The organism is Streptomyces flavusporus (assembly GCF_046267975.1).
In the GTDB taxonomy this organism is placed as follows: Bacteria; Actinomycetota; Actinomycetes; order Streptomycetales; family Streptomycetaceae; genus Streptomyces; species Streptomyces flavusporus.
The window spans coordinates 6658475-6676396 of sequence record NZ_CP176503.1; the positions used below are offsets into that span (position 1 = coordinate 6658475).

Annotated in this window: 16 protein-coding genes and 1 pseudogene; 9 read left to right on the forward strand and 8 right to left on the reverse strand. The window is 70.8% G+C overall.

Features of this window, described 5'->3' with window-relative positions; all coding sequences use genetic code 11:
• The first annotated feature begins 9 nt into the window (after window positions 1-9).
• From ybeY to era, 6 genes are all read left to right on the forward strand, one after another.
• Window positions 10-507: an rRNA maturation RNase YbeY gene (gene ybeY / locus ACKTSN_RS31425; RefSeq protein ID WP_224738738.1), complete on the forward strand. Its 498-nt coding sequence runs from the start codon at window positions 10-12 to the stop codon at window positions 505-507.
• Entirely contained in the window at window positions 504-1811 is a 1308-nt protein-coding gene (locus tag ACKTSN_RS31430) for a hemolysin family protein (protein WP_409472193.1), read from the forward strand. The genes ybeY and ACKTSN_RS31430 overlap by 4 nt, the downstream gene beginning before the upstream one ends.
• On the forward strand, window positions 1808-2167 hold the full coding sequence (locus tag ACKTSN_RS31435) for an MmcQ/YjbR family DNA-binding protein (RefSeq protein ID WP_409472194.1): 360 nt from the start codon (window positions 1808-1810) through the stop codon (window positions 2165-2167). The genes ACKTSN_RS31430 and ACKTSN_RS31435 overlap by 4 nt, the downstream gene beginning before the upstream one ends.
• A 45-nt stretch (window positions 2168-2212) precedes the next feature.
• Window positions 2213-2566 (forward strand): cytidine deaminase, encoded by a 354-nt coding sequence (locus tag ACKTSN_RS31440; protein ID WP_409472195.1) that lies wholly within the window; start codon window positions 2213-2215, stop codon window positions 2564-2566.
• A gap of 224 nt (window positions 2567-2790) precedes the next feature.
• On the forward strand, window positions 2791-3267 hold the full coding sequence (locus tag ACKTSN_RS31445) for a hypothetical protein (RefSeq protein WP_409472196.1): 477 nt from the start codon (window positions 2791-2793) through the stop codon (window positions 3265-3267).
• A 142-nt stretch (window positions 3268-3409) separates the two neighbouring features.
• Window positions 3410-4363 (forward strand): GTPase Era, encoded by a 954-nt coding sequence (gene era, locus ACKTSN_RS31450; protein WP_409472197.1) that lies wholly within the window; start codon window positions 3410-3412, stop codon window positions 4361-4363.
• Between the two features lie 3 nt (window positions 4364-4366).
• Here era and ACKTSN_RS31455 read toward each other — a convergent pair.
• The 3 genes and pseudogenes from ACKTSN_RS31455 to ACKTSN_RS31465 form a co-directional block, all read right to left on the reverse strand.
• A pseudogene (locus ACKTSN_RS31455) lies at window positions 4367-5714 on the reverse strand (GH1 family beta-glucosidase).
• 75 nt (window positions 5715-5789) lie between these two features.
• Complete coding sequence (locus ACKTSN_RS31460; protein WP_224738732.1) at window positions 5790-6056, reverse strand: protealysin inhibitor emfourin; 267 nt, start codon at window positions 6054-6056, stop codon at window positions 5790-5792.
• A gap of 20 nt (window positions 6057-6076) precedes the next feature.
• Window positions 6077-7153 carry a M4 family metallopeptidase gene (locus tag ACKTSN_RS31465; RefSeq protein WP_409472198.1) on the reverse strand — a complete coding sequence of 359 codons (1077 nt, stop codon included), beginning with the start codon at window positions 7151-7153 and terminating at the stop codon, window positions 6077-6079.
• 319 nt (window positions 7154-7472) lie between these two features.
• On the opposite strand from ACKTSN_RS31465, the gene leuA reads away from it, so the two are divergent.
• The 3 genes from leuA (at window position 7473) to ACKTSN_RS31480 (ending at window position 11372) form a co-directional block, all read left to right on the forward strand.
• Window positions 7473-9194 (forward strand): 2-isopropylmalate synthase, encoded by a 1722-nt coding sequence (leuA, locus tag ACKTSN_RS31470; RefSeq protein WP_409472199.1) that lies wholly within the window; start codon window positions 7473-7475, stop codon window positions 9192-9194.
• Window positions 9195-9367: 173 nt separating this feature from the next.
• Complete coding sequence (locus ACKTSN_RS31475) at window positions 9368-10063, forward strand: TerB family tellurite resistance protein (protein ID WP_409472200.1); 696 nt, start codon at window positions 9368-9370, stop codon at window positions 10061-10063.
• A gap of 112 nt (window positions 10064-10175) precedes the next feature.
• Window positions 10176-11372 carry a sialidase family protein gene (locus tag ACKTSN_RS31480; protein WP_409472201.1) on the forward strand — a complete coding sequence of 399 codons (1197 nt, stop codon included), beginning with the start codon at window positions 10176-10178 and terminating at the stop codon, window positions 11370-11372.
• 34 nt (window positions 11373-11406) lie between these two features.
• Here ACKTSN_RS31480 and ACKTSN_RS31485 read toward each other — a convergent pair whose 3' ends face one another.
• From ACKTSN_RS31485 to ACKTSN_RS31505, 5 genes are all read right to left on the reverse strand, one after another.
• Entirely contained in the window at window positions 11407-12897 is a 1491-nt protein-coding gene (locus ACKTSN_RS31485) for an FG-GAP and VCBS repeat-containing protein (protein WP_409472202.1), read from the reverse strand.
• A 115-nt stretch (window positions 12898-13012) separates the two neighbouring features.
• Window positions 13013-13948, reverse strand: coding sequence for a dihydrodipicolinate synthase family protein (locus ACKTSN_RS31490; protein WP_409472203.1), 936 nt, complete (start codon window positions 13946-13948; stop codon window positions 13013-13015).
• Entirely contained in the window at window positions 13945-14967 is a 1023-nt protein-coding gene (locus ACKTSN_RS31495) for an oligopeptide/dipeptide ABC transporter ATP-binding protein (RefSeq protein ID WP_409472204.1), read from the reverse strand. Before ACKTSN_RS31495 ends, ACKTSN_RS31490 begins: the two co-directional genes overlap by 4 nt.
• Window positions 14964-16946 carry a dipeptide/oligopeptide/nickel ABC transporter permease/ATP-binding protein gene (locus tag ACKTSN_RS31500; protein ID WP_409472205.1) on the reverse strand — a complete coding sequence of 661 codons (1983 nt, stop codon included), beginning with the start codon at window positions 16944-16946 and terminating at the stop codon, window positions 14964-14966. The genes ACKTSN_RS31495 and ACKTSN_RS31500 overlap by 4 nt, the downstream gene beginning before the upstream one ends.
• Window positions 16946-17905 (reverse strand): ABC transporter permease, encoded by a 960-nt coding sequence (locus tag ACKTSN_RS31505; RefSeq protein WP_129801852.1) that lies wholly within the window; start codon window positions 17903-17905, stop codon window positions 16946-16948. The genes ACKTSN_RS31500 and ACKTSN_RS31505 overlap by 1 nt, the downstream gene beginning before the upstream one ends.
• Between the last annotated feature and the right edge of the window lie 17 nt (window positions 17906-17922).

Sequence of the window (17922 nt, forward strand, 5' to 3'; positions counted from 1 at the left end):
AGCACGACCATGTCGATCGACGTCAACAACGAGTCCGGAACCGAGGTCGACGAGCAGGCGATCCTCGACATCGCCCGCTACGCGCTCGCACGGATGCGCATCCACCCGCTCTCCGAGCTCTCGGTGATCGTCGTGGACGCCGACGCCATGGAGCAGCTGCACATCCAGTGGATGGACCTGCCGGGACCCACCGACGTCATGTCCTTCCCGATGGACGAGCTGCGCCCGCCGTCCAAGGACGACGACGAGCCCCCGCAGGGCCTCCTCGGCGACATCGTGCTCTGCCCCGAGGTCGCCGCGAAGCAGGGCGCCGAGGCACCGACGCAGCACACCATGGACGAGGAGCTCCAGCTGCTCACCGTCCACGGTGTGCTGCACCTGCTCGGGTACGACCATGAGGAACCCGACGAGAAGGCCGAGATGTTCGGCCTCCAGGCCGCCATCGTGGACGGCTGGCGCGGGGAGAAGGGCCTGACGGGCCCGTCCCCGGCCCCGACCGTGTCATGAGCCTCCCGCTCGTCACCGGCGCCGTCGCCCTGGTCGTCGTCGCCTGGCTCGCCGCCTGCGCGGAGACCGGCCTCGCGCGTGTGTCCAGCTTCCGCGCCGAGGAGGCCGTACGGTCCGGGCAGCGCGGCAGCACCAAGCTCGCCCAGGTCGCCGCCGACCCGACCCGCTACCTCAACGTGGCGCTGCTGGTCCGCGTCGCCTGCGAGGTGGCCGCCGGCTCGCTCGTCACCTACGCCTGTCTGACGGAGTTCGACGCCACATGGGAGGCCCTGGTCGTCGCGATCGGGGTCATGGTCCTGGTGTCGTACGTCGCCGTCGGTGTCTCCCCGCGCACCATCGGCCGCCAGCACCCGCTGAACACGGCGACCGTGGCGTCGTACGTCCTGGTGCCGCTGGCCAGGATCATGGGTCCGATCCCGTCCCTGCTCATCCTCATCGGCAACGCGCTCACTCCCGGCAAGGGCTTCCGCCGCGGCCCCTTCGCCTCCGAGGCGGAGCTGCGCGCCCTGGTCGACCTCGCCGAGGCGGAGTCCCTGATCGAGGACGAGGAGCGCCGCATGGTGCACTCGGTCTTCGAACTGGGCGACACCCTGGTCCGCGAGGTCATGGTGCCGCGCACCGACCTGATCGTCATCGAGCGCTACAAGACCATCCGCCAGGCCCTCACCCTGGCGCTCAGGTCCGGTTTCTCGCGCATCCCGGTCACCGGCGAGAGCGAGGACGACATCGTCGGGATCGTGTACCTGAAGGACCTGGTCCGTAAGACGCACATCAGCCGGGACGCCGAGTCCGAGCTGGTGTCGACGGCGATGCGGCCCGCGTTCTTCGTGCCGGACACCAAGAACGCCGGCGACCTGCTGCGCGAGATGCAGAAGGAGCGCAACCACGTCGCCGTCGTCATCGACGAGTACGGCGGCACGGCCGGCATCGTCACCATCGAGGACATCCTCGAGGAGATCGTCGGCGAGATCACCGACGAGTACGACCGTGAACTCCCGCCCGTGGAACCCCTCGGTAAGGACCGCTACCGGGTCACCGCCCGCCTCGACATCGGCGACCTCGGCGAGCTCTACGGGCTGGAGGCCTACGACGACGAGGACGTGGAGACCGTCGGCGGGCTGCTCGCCAAGGCCCTCGGTCGGGTGCCCATCGCCGGCGCCTCCTCTGTCGTCGAACTGCCCGACAGCCGGGAGCTGCGGCTGACCGCGGAGGCCGCGGCCGGCCGCCGGAACAAGATCGTGACCGTGCTGGTGGAGCCGGTGATCCCGGTGGATCCGCCGGAGGAGGAGACGAGACCGGAGTGACGCCCCAGGAGCTGCGCGCATTCTGCCTGTCCTTCAACGCGGCGGTGGAGGACTTCCCGTTCAGCCCGGAGATCTCGGTCTTCAAGGTGCTGGGCAAGATGTTCGCCCTGAGCTGGATGGACAACCGCCCCCTGACGGTCAACCTCAAGTGCGACCCCGAGGACGCGGTCCGGCTGCGTGGCGATCACCCGGGGCTGATCATCCCCGGCTACCACATGAACAAGCGCCACTGGAACACCGTCACCGTCGACGGCGAACTCCCGGACCGTCTGGTCCGGGAGCTCATCGAGGACTCCTACGACCTGGTCGTGGCCGGTCTGCCGCGCGCCGAGCGGCTCCGCCTCGACCGGCCCTGACCGCCCCCTGACCATCGAGGACACGTTTCTTCGTATGCTCAGGGCATGACCGACAGCAACGCGCTCGACCCCGAGGACCGCAAGATCGTCACTCTGGCCCGCTCGGCCCGGGCCCGCAACGGTGTCCCCGAGGGGGCTGCCGTACGGGACGAGACGGGGCGTACGTATGTCGCCGGGACCGTCGCCCTGGACTCGCTGAAGCTCAGTGCTCTGCAGACGGCGGTGGCGATGGCGGTGGCGTCGGGGGCGAAGTCGCTGGAGGCGGCGGCGGTCGTCACCGAAGCGGATGCCGCGTCCGCGGAGGACCGGGCGGCGGTACGGGATCTTGGGGGGCCGGAGACGCCGGTGCTGGTGGCCGGGCCTGATGGGGTTGTGCGGCTGACCGTCTCCGCGGGCTGAGTCTCCCTGGGGGCTCCGCCCCCAGACCCCGGCTGGAGAGTTAGGCCGGATTTCAACCTTGCCCTCCGCTGAATCTCGCGCATCAATGGACCCGTAAGTTCCGACGGACCGTCAGATTCAGGCTCGCGCAGCGTGCCCGCACCCCGCTGCCGGGTGGTCCGTCGGCGTATCTCCCGTCCATCCCCACATGGCATTCCCAGACACGGGAAGGGAGCCGGATCCCCATGAGAGGCAAGCGCACAGCAACAGGTGCGGCACTGGCCGTCGGGGCCCTCGCGGTCACCGGCGTCGTCCTCGCGCCCGCCGCCGTGGCCGTCGCCCCGGAGTCGGCGACGATCACCGCCGACTGCGGCACCTTCGGCGGCGGCGAGGCCACGCTCACGGCCACCCAGAACGGCACCGCCGCCACGATGACCCTCACGTCCTCCGCGATCACCGCGCCGATCGCACTCGGCGAGGACTCGATCGCGTCCACGCTCACCCTGGTGAAGGGCAGCGGCGGCACGACCGCCTTCACCGGCACCGAGAACCCTGCGATGGCCGCCGGCGACAGCGTCACCGTCGGCCCGCTGAGCGGCACCGTGGCCTCCGGCGACAGCCTGGAGGCCTTCGGCGGTTCGCTGCGGATGAGGGTCTTCGGCATCACCATCACCTGCACGGCGACCGGACCGCAGTCCCCGGGCCCGTTCGTGTTCGACTGAGAAGGATCGACTGAGAACGATCGGCTGAGACCGGAACAGTGCGCTGCGCGGCCCCCTCGCCCGGAAGGCGTCGGGGCCGCGCCCGTGAGGTCGTGCGGGCAGGTGTGCGGCGGGGCGTCGACAATCAGGGAGAATGGGCGGCATGAGCGTTCGCACCCCGTCATCCGAGCAGCCGGCCGACACTGTCCATCGGGCCGGCTTCGCCTGCTTCGTGGGCCGCCCCAACGCGGGCAAGTCCACCCTCACGAACGCTCTGGTCGGCCAGAAGGTGGCGATCACGGCGAACCAGCCGCAGACCACCCGGCACACCGTGCGCGGCATCGTGCACCGGCCCGACGCCCAGCTGGTCCTGGTGGACACCCCGGGCCTGCACAAGCCGCGCACGCTGCTCGGCGAGCGGCTCAACGACGTCGTCCGCACGACATGGGCCGAGGTGGACGTGATCGGCTTCTGTCTGCCCGCGAACGAGAAGATCGGTCCCGGTGACCGGTACATCGCGAAGGAGCTGGCGTCGATCAGGAAGACGCCGAAGATCGCGGTCGTCACGAAGACCGACCTGGTCGACAGCAAGACGCTCGCCGAGCAGCTCATCGCGATCGACCAGCTCGGCAAGGAGCTCGGGTTCGAGTGGGCGGAGATCGTGCCGGTGTCGGCGGTCGGGAACAAGCAGGTGAGCCTGCTCGCCGACCTGATCGTTCCGCTGCTGCCCGAGGGCCCGGCCCTCTACCCCGAGGGTGATCTGACCGACGAGCCCGAGCAGGTCATGATCGCGGAGCTGATCCGCGAGGCCGCGCTGGAGGGCGTCCGCGACGAGCTGCCGCACTCCATCGCGGTCGTGGTCGAGGAGATGCTCCCGCGGGAGGACCGTCCCGCCGACAAGCCCCTGCTGGACATCCACGCCAATGTCTACATCGAACGCCCCAGCCAGAAGGGCATCATCATCGGCCCCAAGGGCAAGCGCCTGAAGGACGTCGGCATCAAGTCCCGCAAGCAGATCGAGGCCCTGCTGGGGACGCCGGTGTTCCTGGACCTCCACGTCAAGGTCGCCAAGGACTGGCAGCGGGATCCGAAGCAGCTGCGCAAACTGGGCTTCTGACCGTCACCTCTGCGCCCGCAGCATGCCCCTGAACCAGGCGTACGACGCCTTCGGTGTCCGCTCCAGCGTCTCCCGGTCGACATGGACCAGGCCGAAGCGGCGGGCGTAACCCTCCGCCCACTCGAAGTTGTCCAGCAGCGACCACACGAAGTAGCCACGCACGTCCACGCCCGCCGCCAGCGCCTTGTGCAGGGCTCGGACGTGCCCGTCCAGGTAGGCGATCCGGTCCTGGTCGTCGATCCCCTCGTAGGAGCAGCCGTTCTCGGTGATCACGACGGGCGGGAGCCGGTCGCCGTAGCGCTCGCGGAAGCCGGTGAGCAGCTCGGTCAGGGCCTCCGGGACGACCGGCCAGCCGAAGTCCGTCACCGGGACGCCCTCGATCTGCCGTACGGAGAAGGGGAGGTCGGCCGGCATCGTCAGTCCGCCGAACTCGATCTCCGCGCCCTGGGGTGCGCCCACCCTGGTCGGCGCGTAGTAGTTGATGCCGTACCAGTCGACCGGCTCGGCGATCACCTTCAGGTCGGCCTCGACGTCCCCGGGCATCAACTCGCCGATGCCCGCCGGGTATTCACCGAGCAGGATCGGGTCCGCGAACAGCCGGTTGAGGAGTACGTCGTAGAAGTCCGCCGCCTGAACATCGGCGCTGTCCTGCGACGCCGGCCAGGTCGGTCCGTGCGAGTGGGCGATCCCGATGTCCGAGGCGCCGGCCGCGCGCAGGGCGCGCACCGCCAGACCGTGCGCCAGGAGCAGGTGGTGGGCGACCGGGGGCGTCGAAGAGGAGCCGCCTGCCGGGTGCGTGGGCGCCCAGGGCGTGGCCCAACAGAGTGTGTTCGGCGGGCTCGTTGAGGGTGATCCACTTTGTCACCCGGTCGCCGAGCCGCTCCGCGACCACCGACACGTACTCCGCGAACCGCGCCGCCGTGTCCCGGTCCAGCCAGTCGAGTGTGACCGGCAGGTCCCAGTGGAAGAGGGTCGGAACCGGCTGTACGCCCGCCGCGCACAGCTCGTCCACCAGACGGTCGTAGAAGTCGAGGCCCCGCCCGCCCGCGAAGACCGCCCTCGGCCAGGAGATCGAGAAGCGGTACGCGTCCACGCCCAGGTCGGCCAGGAGGGCCACGTCCTCGCGGTAGCGGTGGTAGTGGTCGCAGGCCACCGCCGCGGTGGAGCCGTCCTTCACCCGTCCCGGCTCGGCCGTGAAGACGTCCCACACGGACGGCTCGCGTTCGTCCACCGCCCCCTCGATCTGGTGCGCCGAGGTCGACACGCCCCACAGGAAGGTGTCGGGGAACGCCGGGAACTCAGGTGTCGGGTTCGTCGCGGTGCGCGCATCAGTCGCCATGCGCCGGATCATCCGTACCGCCGGTAACGGAAGTCAACGGGCAGGCGTGAACAAGCAGTTACGCGCCCACCCCTGCCCCACAAGCAGTCACGCCCCTTCCTTCAGCACCCGGCTGATCAGCCTGCGCTGCTCCTCCGTCAGCCGTGGATCCGCGCAGTACACGGTGTTCCCGTCCACGGTGATCTGGTAACTGAAGCCGTCGGGCGCCCCGACGGGGGGTGCGCCCCGGCCGGAAGCGACCGCGCGCTCGGCCAGGGCGTGCCACTCCTGGGCGTCGGGCCGCCCCGAGGTGTCCACCTCGGCGTGCCGCTCGATGCCCGCGAATCCGCCCGTGCGCCTCACCTGAATACGCATGGGATCTGTCTAGTACGGAACTACAGGGTGCGCACCCCCACCTGTTCCCAGGCCTTGAGCACCGCCTGGAACTCCTCGCCGCCGTCGCCGTACCGTGCCTTCGCGGCAGCGACGGTCAGCGTGGCGAACTCCGTGAAGTTCGCCTTCTCCTTCAGCTCGCCCCCGGTCAGCACGTCGTACCAGATCTGTCCCGCCCGCTCCCAGGCGTGCCCGCCGAGTGCGGTGGCGGCGAGGTAGAAGGCGTGGTTGGGGATGCCGGAGTTGATGTGGACGCCGCCGTTGTCGCGGCCGGTGCTGACGTAGTCGTCCATCGTGCCGGGCTGCGGGTCCTTGCCGAGGACGTCGTCGTCGTACGCCGTGCCCGGCGCCTTCATCGAGCGCAGGGCCACGCCCGACACGCGCGGGGCGAGCAGTCCGGCGCCGATCAGCCAGTCGGCCTCGGCGGCGGTCTGGCCGAGCGTGTACTGCTTGATGAGGGAGCCGAAGACGTCCGACACGGACTCGTTGAGGGCGCCGGGCTGGCCGAAGTAGGTGAGGTTGGCCGTGTACTGGGTGACGCCGTGGGCGAGTTCATGGCCGATGACGTCGATGGGGATGGTGAAGTCCAGGAAGATCTCGCCGTCCCCGTCGCCGAACACCATCTGCTCGCCGTTCCAGAAGGCGTTGTTGTACTGCTCGTCGTAGTGGACGGTCGCGTCGAGCGGCAGACCGTTGCCGTCGATCGAGTTGCGTTCGAAGGCCTTCAGGAACAGCTCGAAGGTGGCACCGAGGCCGGCGTAGGCGCGGTTGACCGTGGCGTCCTTGCCGGCCTCGTCGCCCTCGCCGCGGACCTTCTTGCCAGGCAGGTCCGTCTTGTGCCGGGCGTCGTAGATGGTGCGGTGCGGCTTGTCGGGCGCCGCCTCGGCGGGTGGGGCGACGGCGGGCGCGCCGAGGACAGTGGTCAGCCGGCGGTGGGTGCGCTCGTAGGCGTCGCGCTGCAGGGTCTGGCGGGCGGGACCGGAGAGCGCGGGGTCCTCGGCCTGGGCGAGCTTGTCGAGGACGTGCGGTGGAACGATGGTGCAGAAGACGGGCTCGTGGCCCCCGTTGGTCGTCGTCATGCCCGGCACCCTTGCACTGAGTTATGCCCCTGTCACTAGCTGCAACCATGATTGGTGAAATGTGCTGACAAGGTGCCCCGGCAATCGGCTCCAAGTGGTATAGCGCACTTTTTGTCCAGCTTGTCCTCCTGGTCCCGCATACTGATACGGACCCCCGCATCCGGAGGAGCTCGGCTAGCATGCTGCGCATCATGCGTTTCGGGCTGCTTCTTCTTAGCTGCCGCGGCGAGGGCCTGTAGTCGAGGCCGACTCCCTCCCCGCGGAGCTTGGCGTTGCGTCGTCGGCCGTCCTTCCGGACACCTTGAGGAGCCCACGCATCATGGCGAACCGCCAGCAGCCCAGTTCCATGCCGATCCACAAGTACGGCCGCTACGAGCAGGTCGACATCCCCGACCGCACCTGGCCCGAGAACCGGATCACCGCCGCCCCCCGCTGGCTCTCCACCGACCTGCGCGACGGCAACCAGGCCCTGATCGACCCCATGTCGCCGGTGCGCAAGCGCGCGATGTTCGACCTGCTGGTCAAGATGGGCTACAAGGAGATCGAGGTCGGCTTCCCGGCCTCGGGCCAGACCGACTTCGATTTCGTACGGTCGATCATCGAGGATCCCGGCGCCATCCCCGAGGACGTCACGATCTCCGTACTCACCCAGGCCCGCGAGGACCTGATCGAGCGGACCGTGGAGTCCCTGAAGGGCGCACGCCGCGCCACCGTCCACCTGTACAACGCCACCGCCCCGGTGTTCCGCCGGGTCGTCTTCCGTGGCTCCAAGGACGACATCAAGCAGATCGCCGTCGACGGCACCCGGCTGGTCATGGAGTACGCCGAGAAGCTGCTGGGTCCGGAGACCGAGTTCGGCTACCAGTACTCGCCGGAGATCTTCACGGACACCGAGCTGGACTTCGCCCTGGAGGTCTGCGAGGCGGTCATGGACGTCTGGCAGCCCGGCCCGGGCCGCGAGATCATCCTCAACCTGCCGGCCACCGTCGAGCGCTCCACGCCCTCCACGCACGCGGACCGCTTCGAGTGGATGGGCCGCAACCTCTCCCGCCGCGAGTACGTCTGCCTGTCGGTCCACCCGCACAACGACCGCGGTACGGCCGTCGCGGCGGCCGAGCTGGCGCTGATGGCCGGCGCCGACCGCGTCGAGGGCTGCCTGTTCGGCCAGGGCGAGCGCACCGGCAACGTCGACCTGGTCACCCTGGGCATGAACCTGTTCTCGCAGGGCGTCGACCCGCAGATCGACTTCTCCGACATCGACGAGATCCGTCGTACGTGGGAGTACTGCAACCAGATGGAGGTCCACCCGCGCCACCCGTACGTGGGCGACCTGGTCTACACGTCCTTCTCCGGCTCCCACCAGGACGCCATCAAGAAGGGCTTCGACGCCATGGAGGCCGATGCGAAGGCCAAGGGCGTCACGGTCGACGACATCGAGTGGGCGGTGCCGTACCTGCCGATCGACCCCAAGGACGTCGGCCGCTCCTACGAGGCCGTCATCCGCGTCAACTCGCAGTCCGGCAAGGGCGGCATCGCGTACGTCCTGAAGAACGACCACAAGCTGGACCTGCCGCGCCGGATGCAGATCGAGTTCTCGAAGATCATCCAGGCGAAGACGGACGCCGAGGGCGGCGAGGTCACGCCGAAGGACATCTGGGCGACCTTCCAGGACGAGTACCTGCCGAACTCGGACAACCCCTGGGGCCGTATCCAGGTCAAGAACGGCCAGTCCACGACCGACCGGGACGGCGTGGACACGCTGACCGTGGAGGCCGAGGTCGACGGCGTCGAGACGACGCTGGTCGGCACCGGCAACGGCCCGATCTCCGCGTTCTTCCACGCGCTGCAGGGCATCGGCGTCGACGTCCGGCTGCTGGACTACCAGGAGCACACGATGAGCGAGGGCGCCTCCGCGCAGGCCGCCTCCTACATCGAATGCGCCATCGACGACAAGGTTCTGTGGGGCATCGGCATCGATGCGAACACGACACGTGCGTCGCTGAAGGCGGTCGTGTCGGCCGTCAACCGGGCGGCTCGCTAACCATTCCCACGGGCGGTTCGAGGGCCCCGCACGCCAGATCCATGGCGGGCGGGGCCCATCACTTACCGGCCAGGTCACGGAGAGGTCTCGTCACGGGTGCTGACTCCGCCTCACCGATGTGGCTAACATCACGCAAGCGCGGCGATGTTGCCGTGGGGTTACGGAGGTGCGACGTGCTGCCAGGACGGGGACGAAACGGCCGTGCCACCAGGCGTTCGCGCATGCTGGGCACCCGTACCGCATGGACGGCCGTCGGCGACGGCGAGTTCTTCTGCCCCGGCTGCGGGGGCGACCGCAACTACCAGCGGCTGACCGGCCGCCGCCGCTTCATCCTGCTCGGCCTGCCCGTGCTGCCGCGCGGCAACACCGGGCCGGTCGTGGAGTGCGCGGCCTGCCGACGCCACTTCGGTGCCGACGTCCTCGACCATCCGACCACCAGCCGTTTCTCGGCGATGCTCCGCGACGCCGTGCACACCGTCGCCCTCGCGGTGCTGGCCGCGGGCGGCACCCGCACCCGTACGTCTTTGTCGGCCGCAGCGGGAACGGTGCGTGCGGCCGGATTCGAGGACTGCACCGAGGAACAGCTGGACGCCCTCGTCGAGGCGCTGGCCGCGGACACCGGACGGGTCTTCGGGGCGCCCTGCGGACCGGGGCTGGCCATAGAGCTGCACGAGGCCCTCGACCCGCTCGCCCCGCACCTCGCCCCGGCCGGCCGCGAGTCGATCCTCCTCCAGGGCGCCCGCATCGCCCTGGCCGACGGCCCCTACACCCCCGCCGAACGCGAGGTCCTCACCACCGTGGGCGCCGCCCTCACCATCACGTCGGACGAGGTGAGCCGTCTGCTGGCGGCGGCGCGGACGCCGTCCTGAGCGCGAACGCGAGGCGCAGGGCCCAACTGGTCGTCGTGGCCTACGAGTCGGGGCAGGTGACGCCTGGGACGATGTGACCGACAACCGGTCACTGTCCTTGGGGGTCCCTGAGATGCCACGTCCGAGACGCGCCTTCCTGACCGCCGTAGCACTCCTCACCCCCGTCGCCTTCAGCTCGCTCACCGCGCCCACGCCGGCCTCCGCCGCCGGCCGGTGCACGTCCTCCGTCCCGTACGTCTCCGGGGAGGGCGGCTACGACACGTACCGCATCCCCGCCGCCGTCAGCACCCCGCGCGGCACCGTCCTCGCCTTCGCGGAGGGCCGGCGCGGCGGTGCCGGTGACTCCGGCGACATCGACGTGGTCGTCCGCCGCTCCACCGACGGCGGCCGCACCTGGGGCCCGCTGACGGTCGTCGCCGCCGGAGACGGCGACACGCGGGGCAACCCGGCGCCGGTCGTCGACCCCGGCACCGGCGCGGTCGTGCTGCTGACGTCCCACAACAGCGGTGCTGTGACGGAGGCGCAGATCATGCGCGGCGAGGTGACGCCCGCTCAGAGCCGACGCGTGTTCGTGCAGCGCAGCCTGGACGACGGGCGCCGCTTCACCCGCCCGCAGGAGATCACGGCGGCGGTGAAACGGCCGAACTGGCGCTGGTACGCCACCGGCCCCGGCCATGCGATCGCCCTCACCCGCGGCCCGCACAAGGGCCGGCTGGTGGTCCCGGCCAACCACTCCGCCGCCCCGCCCGCCGGCTCGCCCGACACCGGCGAGGAGCCCAGGTACTACGGCGCCCACGCCCTCTACAGCGACAACGGCGGCCGCACCTGGCGGCTGGGCTTCGTCGACGACTCCTACGACGGCCACAACAACGCCAACGAGTCCGCGACCGCCCAACTCCCCGACGGCAGGATCTACTTCTCCGCCCGCGACCAGCACGGCACCAGCACCGGCAACCGCCTCGACAGCCACTCCGCCGACGGGGCGGCCTCCCTGGAACGGCCGTACACCGTCCAGCCCACCCTCGACGACGTGCCGATCGTGCAGGGCAGCGTCCTGCACCACCCGGGCGCCGGGCTGCTGTTCTCCGGCCCGTCCGTGCCCACCGCCCGCCAGGCGATGGCGGTCTGGCGCAGCACGGACGGCGGCACGACCTTCACCAAAGCTCTCACCCTGTCCCAGCAGCGGGCCGCCTACTCCGACCTCGTACGCCTCGACCGGAACACGCTCGGCATCCTGTACGAGACGGGAGTGACGGGCACCTACGAGACGATCGAGTTCCGCCGGCTGCCGGTCGGCTCACTGACCTGACCGACCGGCAGCCGGACCCCCGCCCCGGGTGCCGTCAGCTGTTGAAACGACTGCCGAGCTGGGCCCGCGTCGCGACGGTGCCCAGCGACCCCGCGCCGAACGAGACCGAGCCGGTGCCGGTCACCTGGGTGGAGCCGCCGGGGAGCACCCAGACCCCGCCCGCGTCGGAGTTCTCCCCCGGAGCGCCCGCGTACAACTCCGCCCGGCCGTCGCCGTTGGTGTCGGCCAGCCGTACGGCGGTGCCGAAGACGTCCCCCGCCTCGGCACTGCCCGGCACCGACGGCGTGTTCTGGGTGAAGGTCTTCGCTCCCTGCCCGGTGAGCCCCGTCGCGGTACCCCGCAGGACGGTCACCGAACCCGCCTCGTCCCGGGTGCCCACGCCCTCGCGGCTGACGCCGACCGCGAGGTCGAGGCGGCCGTCGCCGTTCACGTCCCCGAGGGACAGGCTCGCGCCGAAGTGGTCCTCGTCCTCCGCGGTGCCCGGGATTCCGGGGCTGTCCTGATGGAGCAGCGTGCGCGGGCTCGCGGTGTCCGGACCGGCGGTGCCGCCGCGGACGATCTCGACCGCGCCGCCCAGCGCGTTGACGTCCTCGGTGCCGTCCATGTCGTACTCGCTGGTGCGGCCGAGGACGATGTCGGCGTACCCGTCTCTGTCGAGGTCGCCCAGCGCGACGGCCCGGCCGCCGTCCAGGGTCCTGCCGGTGTTCGCGTCCTTCAGTGTCCGGGCGGGCGTCAGTCCGGCCCGGCTGCCCGCGAAGTACTGCACGAGGCGGGGGCCGTGGTACGGCAGCTCCCCGGAGCCGTGCGAGACGACGGCCACCACGTCGTCGATGCCGTCACCGTTCACATCGCCCGCGGCGAGAGCGGGGCGGCTCCACAACTCCTCCGCCGGGCCGCCGACCTCGACGTTCATCGCCTCGGTTCGGGCCGGCCCGGCCGCCCGGTCCACCGGGCCGTATGCGACCGTGGTCCCGGTGGCCAGGTCCACGTGGCCGTCCCCGTCGAAGTCGCCCGCGGTGAGCGCTTCGCCGAGATTCTGGTCGGCCCGCGTGCCCTTGATGACGGTGCCGCCGGACAGGCCGCTCGGGCCGCCCCACAGCACCGTCAGACGGCCGGCCCCCGACAGGGACCCGTTCTCCTCGTACGCCGAGCCGACGACGAGGTCGGTGTAGCCGTCGCCGTCGAGGTCCCCGGTCGTCAGGGCCGTGCCGAACAGGTCGCCCTGGTCGACGCCGCCCGGTACCCCGGGTGAGTTCTGGTGGTAGACCTTCCGGTGCGCCGCCTTCACCCCCGTCGACCGGACGCCGTACGTCACGGCCACGTAGCCGGCCGCCTCCTTGCCGGCCACCGTCGCGCTGTACGCGGTCACGGCCGTGTCGGTGACACCGTCGCCGTTGAAATCGACCTTCGCCGGGCCGGCGGCGGTTCCGGCGGCCGGGGCGGCCTGTGCCCCGGGTGCGATCGCGGCGGTCGCCGCCATGGCGACGGCGGTGGCCACCGTCATACGAAGAGTGCGTCTGCGCACAAGGCCTCCTGCTCAGGGCGTGCTTCGAAGTGACGAGCCGTCAGATCGGCTCGTGCACACCCGCAAGACCCGTGGCGCAAACGAATGGTTGTACGCAGTCCACCCTGCGTTCACTTCACAGGAGTCCCCCGGCCGCCAGGAACTTCCCCACCCGCTCCACCTCGTCCGCCGACAAGGGGATCTGCGGCTCAGCGGTCGCGGGACAGGTGATGACCCCCCGCAGATGCAGGGCCGCCTTGAATGCCCCCAGCGCCGACGAACTCCCGCCCATCCGCGCCGGGTCCCCGACACCGACCAGGCCGAACAGGGCGCACAGCCGCTCCTGTTCGGCGCGGGCGCGCTCCCGGTCGCCGGCCCGGCACAGCCGGTAGAGGTGGACGTAGCCGTGCGGGTCGACATTGGCGAGGCCGGGCACCGCACCGTCGGCGCCCAGTGCGAGCGCGGCGTCGACGACGAGCTCGGAGCCGGTCAGCGCGGTGAATCCGGTGAGGCCGGGGTGGGTGCGGGCGGCGGTGACGACCCTGCGGAAGCCGCCGAGGTCGCCGCTGGAGTCCTTCAGCCCGGCCAGCACACCGTCCGCGGCCAGCTCCAGCACCAGCTCGGGGGCGAGCTTGGTGTGCACGGCGGGCGGGATGTCGTAGGCGAGGACGGGGACCGGGGAGGCGGCGGCGAGCATCCGGTAGTGGCGGGCGATCTCCGCGGGGTGGGTGCGGGTGTAGAAGGGGGCGGTCGCGACGACCGCGTCCGCGCCCGCCGCCGTGACCCGCCCCACGTGGTCCAGTACGCGCGGCGTGGTCATGTCGATGGCGCCCGCCAGGACCGGCAGCTGCCCGCCCACATGGCCCACCACCGCCCGCACGACCCGCTCGCGCTGCCCGTCCGTCAGATACGCCGCCTCCGAGGTCGAACCCAGCACGAACAGCCCGTGCACCCCGCCGGCCATCAGATGGTCGACCAGCCTGAGCAGCGAGGGCACATCCACCTCGCGGTCCGGTGTCAGGGGCGTGCAGACGGGCGGTACGACACCGGTGAGCGGGGTGGGAAGGGTCATCTGGGCTCCTTCGACACGTGCGCCTGGCCGACGAGTTCACGGGTCGGCTGGTCCTCCGCCACCGGATGGTGGCAGCGGAAGCGATGCCCGAGGGTGGACGAGACGGAAATCCCGGGCATCGACTCGGCGCACTCCTCGTCCGCCTTCCAGCATCGGGTACGGAACGGGCATCCGCTCGGCGGGCGGGTCGCCGACGGCACCGGCCCGACGAGCGGGATCGGGTCGATGGGGTCGAGGAGGCCGGGGGTCGCGGAGAACAGGGCGCGGGTGTACGGGTGCCTGGCCCGGTCCGTCACCCGGTCGGCCGGGGCCTCCTCCACGATCCGGCCGAGGTACATGGTGATCACCCGGTCGCTCATCCGCCGTACCGTCTGGATGTCGTGCGAGACGAACACCAGTGCCAGACCCAGCCTCTCCTTGAGGTCCAGCAGCAGGTTGAGGATCTGTGCGCGTACCGACACGTCCAGGGCGCTGGTCGGCTCGTCCGCCACCACCAGGCCGGGGTCGAGGGCCAGGGCGCGGGCGATGGCGACGCGTTGCCGCTGACCGCCGGAGAGCTGGCCGGGCAGCCCGTCGGCGAGCGCCCGCGGTAGTCCCACCAGCGCCATCAGCTCCCGTACTCGCTCCTCCCGTTGGGCTGCCGTGCCGCGCTTGTGCACGTCCAGCGGGTCGCGCAGGATCTGCCGGACGGTCAGCCGGCGGTTCAGGGCGGTCGACGGGTCCTGGAAGATCATGCCGGTGTGGCTGCCGATCGCCGCCCGGCGCTCGTCGGCCGACATGGTCCACAGGTCACGGCCGCGGAAGGACACCGTCCCGGACGTCGGCCGCTGCACGCCCACCAGCACCTTCGCCAGCGTCGACTTGCCGCAGCCGGACTCCCCGACCACGCCGACCGTCTCGCCGGGCGCGATGGTGAGGTCGGCGCCGGTGAGGGCGTACACCTTGTCCCGCTTGAAGACACCCCCCGTGCGGGCCTTGTGCACGACATGCACGTCGGCGAGTTCCAGCAGTGCGCTCACGTGACGACCTCGCTCTCCGCCTCGCCCTCGGTCACCAGCAGCACCGCCGGATGGTGGCAGGCCGCCGTGTGGGTGCGTGTGCCCAGCAGGTCCGGGGCCGTCGTCCGGCAGGTCTCGCTCGCCATCGGGCAGCGGTCCGCGAACCGGCAGCCCGCCGGGAAGTCCGCGGGGGAGGGGACGACGCCCTTGATCTGCGTCATCCGCTCCTGGGACGACTCCAGCGACAGCACGCTGCCGAGCAGTCCGCGCGTGTAGTGGTGGGCCGGCACCTCCACCAGGTCCGCGGTCACGCCCGTTTCCACGATCTGCCCGCCGTACATCACCACCACCCGGTCGGTGATGTCCGCGACCAGGGCGAGGTCGTGCGAGACCAGGATCAGCGCGAAGCCCAGTTCCTCGCGCAGCCTGAGCAGCAGTTCCATGATCTGTGCCTGTACGGTCACGTCCAGCGCGGTCGTCGGCTCGTCGGCGACGATCAGCTTCGGGTCGCGGGACAGGGCCATGGCGATCAGGACGCGCTGGCGCTGGCCGCCGGAGAGTTCGTGCGGGTAGCTGCGCAGGGTGCGGTCGGGGTCGAGGCCGACCATGGTGAGCAGGTCGGCGGGGGTGCGGTGCCCTCCGCGGCGTACGACCTGCTTGAGCTGGGCGCGGATGGTCATCGCGGGGTTCAGGGACGACAGGGCGTCCTGGTAGATCATCGCCATCTCGTGGCCGAGGAGCCTGCGGCGTACCCGCATCGGCTCGGCGAGCAGGTCGCGCTGGTTGAAGCGGACCTGGCCGCGCACCCGGGCACCCCCCGGTTGCAGGCCCATGACGGTCAGCGCCGTCAGTGACTTGCCGCAGCCCGACTCGCCGACCAGGCCGAGCACTTCACCGGCGTGCACCTCGAAGCTGATGCCGTCGACGATGTCCACCCCGTGGTGCCGGTGGTCGAAGCCGATCGCGAGGTTCTCGACCGAGAGCACCGGCCGCCCGTCGGGGAGGGGGCGGGCGCGGGAGCGGAGCCGGCGGGCGGCCTCGGTCAGGCCGGGGAGCTGGATGACCTTGCCGCTGCCGGGCTCGGGGGCCTCCACGCGGTCGGCCTCCTTGCGTACCTCCACCTCCCGCGCCGCCGGAGCCGCCCATGCGTCCGACACGCCCTCCGACAGGATGTTCAGCGACAGCACGGTGACCAGCATCAGCAGCCCGGGGAAGACGGTCGCCCACCAGCCGCCGGTCAGCACCATGTTCTTGCCGTCCGCGATGACGCTGCCCCACGACGGGTCCGGCGGCCGGACGCCCGCCCCGATGAAGGACAGCGACGCCTCGAAGACGATCGCCTCGGCGACCTGCACGGTGCAGAACACCAGCACCGGGGCCGCGCAGTTGATGGCCACGTGCTTGAGGACGATATGCGGGGTGCGGGCGCCGATGACCCGTTCGGCGGTCACATAGTCCTCGCCGTACTGATCCAGCACGTTCGCCCGTACGACCCTGGCGACCGGCGGCGTGAACAGGAACGCGATCGCGCAGATCAGCACCGTGATCCCGCCGCCGAACACGGCGACCAGGACGGCGGCGAGCGCGATCCCCGGGAACGCCATCACGACGTCCAGACAGCGCATCAGCGTCTCGTCCACCGCCTTGCGGGAGGTGGCCGCCACCGCGCCGATCAGCGAACCCGCGAGCAGGGCCAGCGCGGTGGCGCCGAGCCCGATCGCCAGGGACCAGCGGGCGCCGTACATCAGCCGGCTGAGGATGTCCCGGCCGAGGCTGTCCTGGCCCATCCAGTGCACGGCGGACGGATGCCCGGTGCCGTCGACCGGCGGCAGCTGCTCCAGCGGGTCGTACGGCGCGAGCAGCGGCGCGAACACCGCGACCAGCACCACCAGCGCCAGGAAGCAGACGGCGACCTTCGACAGCAGCGGCAGTCGGCGCCAGCCGCGCAGCCGGACGCCGGGTCGGGCCAGGGCCTCGGTGAGGCGCTTGCGCGTGAACATCAGGCCGCTTCCCTCAGTCGCGGGTTGACCAGCAGGTAGAGGATGTCGATGACGAGGTTGACGACGACGAAGCCGGTCGCGGTCGTCAGCACGACGCCCTGGACGACGGCCGGGTCGCCGTTCTTCACGGCGTCGATCATCAGCTTGCCCATGCCGGGCAGCGAGAAGATCGTCTCGATGACGACCGCGCCGCCGAGCAGATAGCCGACCCGCAACCCGAGCACGGTCAGTGGATTGATCAGGGCGTTTCTGAGCACGTTCCGCCCGACCACCACCCGCGGCGGCAGCCCGCTGCCGATCGCCGTGCGGACGTAGTCCTTGTCCAGCTCCTCCACGACGGCCGTCCGCACGATCCGGGTCAGCTGCGCGGCGACGGGCAGCGACAGGGCGAGGGCGGGCAGCGTCATGGTCTTCAGCCAGCCGGTGAAGGAGTCCGCCGGATTGATGTAGCCGCCGGTCGGGAACCAGCCCAGGTCGACCGCCAGGTACTGGATCATCAGCAGCGCCAGCCAGAACCCGGGCGCGGCCACGCCGGTCAGGGACACGACCCGGATGATCTGGTCGGGCAGCCGGTCCCGGTAGATCGCCGCGGTCACCCCGCCGATCAGCGACAGCACCACCGCGATGCCGAGGCCGAGGAAGGTCAGCTGCATGGTGAGCGGCAGCGCGGTCATGACCTGGTCGATCACCTCGCCGCGGGTCAGCGCGCTGGTGCCCATGTCACCGTGCAGCAGGTCGCCGACGAAGGCGACATAGCGCACGGGGAGCGGGTCGAGCAGGCCGTGCTCCTCGCGGAAGTCGTGCAGCTGCTCGGGCGTCGGGTTGGCGCCCTGGAAGAACGCGGACGCCGGGTCGACGTCCGAGAACCGCATCACCAGGAACACGAACAGCACGATGCCGAGCATCAGCGGCACGAGCAGGGCGATACGGCGGGCCAGAATCCTGACGATGGCGACCACGGACCAACTCCCGGAGA

What these genes read in the sequence shown, in the direction of transcription:
- ybeY (WP_224738738.1), top strand. Translation starts at nt 10, where the DNA reads ATGTCGATCGACGTCAACAACGAGTCCGGAACCGAGGTCGACGAGCAG.
- ACKTSN_RS31430 (WP_409472193.1), top strand. Translation starts at nt 504, where the DNA reads ATGAGCCTCCCGCTCGTCACCGGCGCCGTCGCCCTGGTCGTCGTCGCC.
- ACKTSN_RS31440 (WP_409472195.1), top strand. Translation starts at nt 2,213, where the DNA reads ATGACCGACAGCAACGCGCTCGACCCCGAGGACCGCAAGATCGTCACT.
- ACKTSN_RS31445 (WP_409472196.1), top strand. Translation starts at nt 2,791, where the DNA reads ATGAGAGGCAAGCGCACAGCAACAGGTGCGGCACTGGCCGTCGGGGCC.
- era (WP_409472197.1), top strand. Translation starts at nt 3,410, where the DNA reads ATGAGCGTTCGCACCCCGTCATCCGAGCAGCCGGCCGACACTGTCCAT.
- ACKTSN_RS31460 (WP_224738732.1), bottom strand. Translation starts at nt 6,056, where the DNA reads ATGCGTATTCAGGTGAGGCGCACGGGCGGATTCGCGGGCATCGAGCGG.
- ACKTSN_RS31465 (WP_409472198.1), bottom strand. Translation starts at nt 7,153, where the DNA reads ATGACGACGACCAACGGGGGCCACGAGCCCGTCTTCTGCACCATCGTT.
- leuA (WP_409472199.1), top strand. Translation starts at nt 7,473, where the DNA reads ATGGCGAACCGCCAGCAGCCCAGTTCCATGCCGATCCACAAGTACGGC.
- ACKTSN_RS31480 (WP_409472201.1), top strand. Translation starts at nt 10,176, where the DNA reads ATGCCACGTCCGAGACGCGCCTTCCTGACCGCCGTAGCACTCCTCACC.
- ACKTSN_RS31490 (WP_409472203.1), bottom strand. Translation starts at nt 13,948, where the DNA reads ATGACCCTTCCCACCCCGCTCACCGGTGTCGTACCGCCCGTCTGCACG.
- ACKTSN_RS31500 (WP_409472205.1), bottom strand. Translation starts at nt 16,946, where the DNA reads ATGTTCACGCGCAAGCGCCTCACCGAGGCCCTGGCCCGACCCGGCGTC.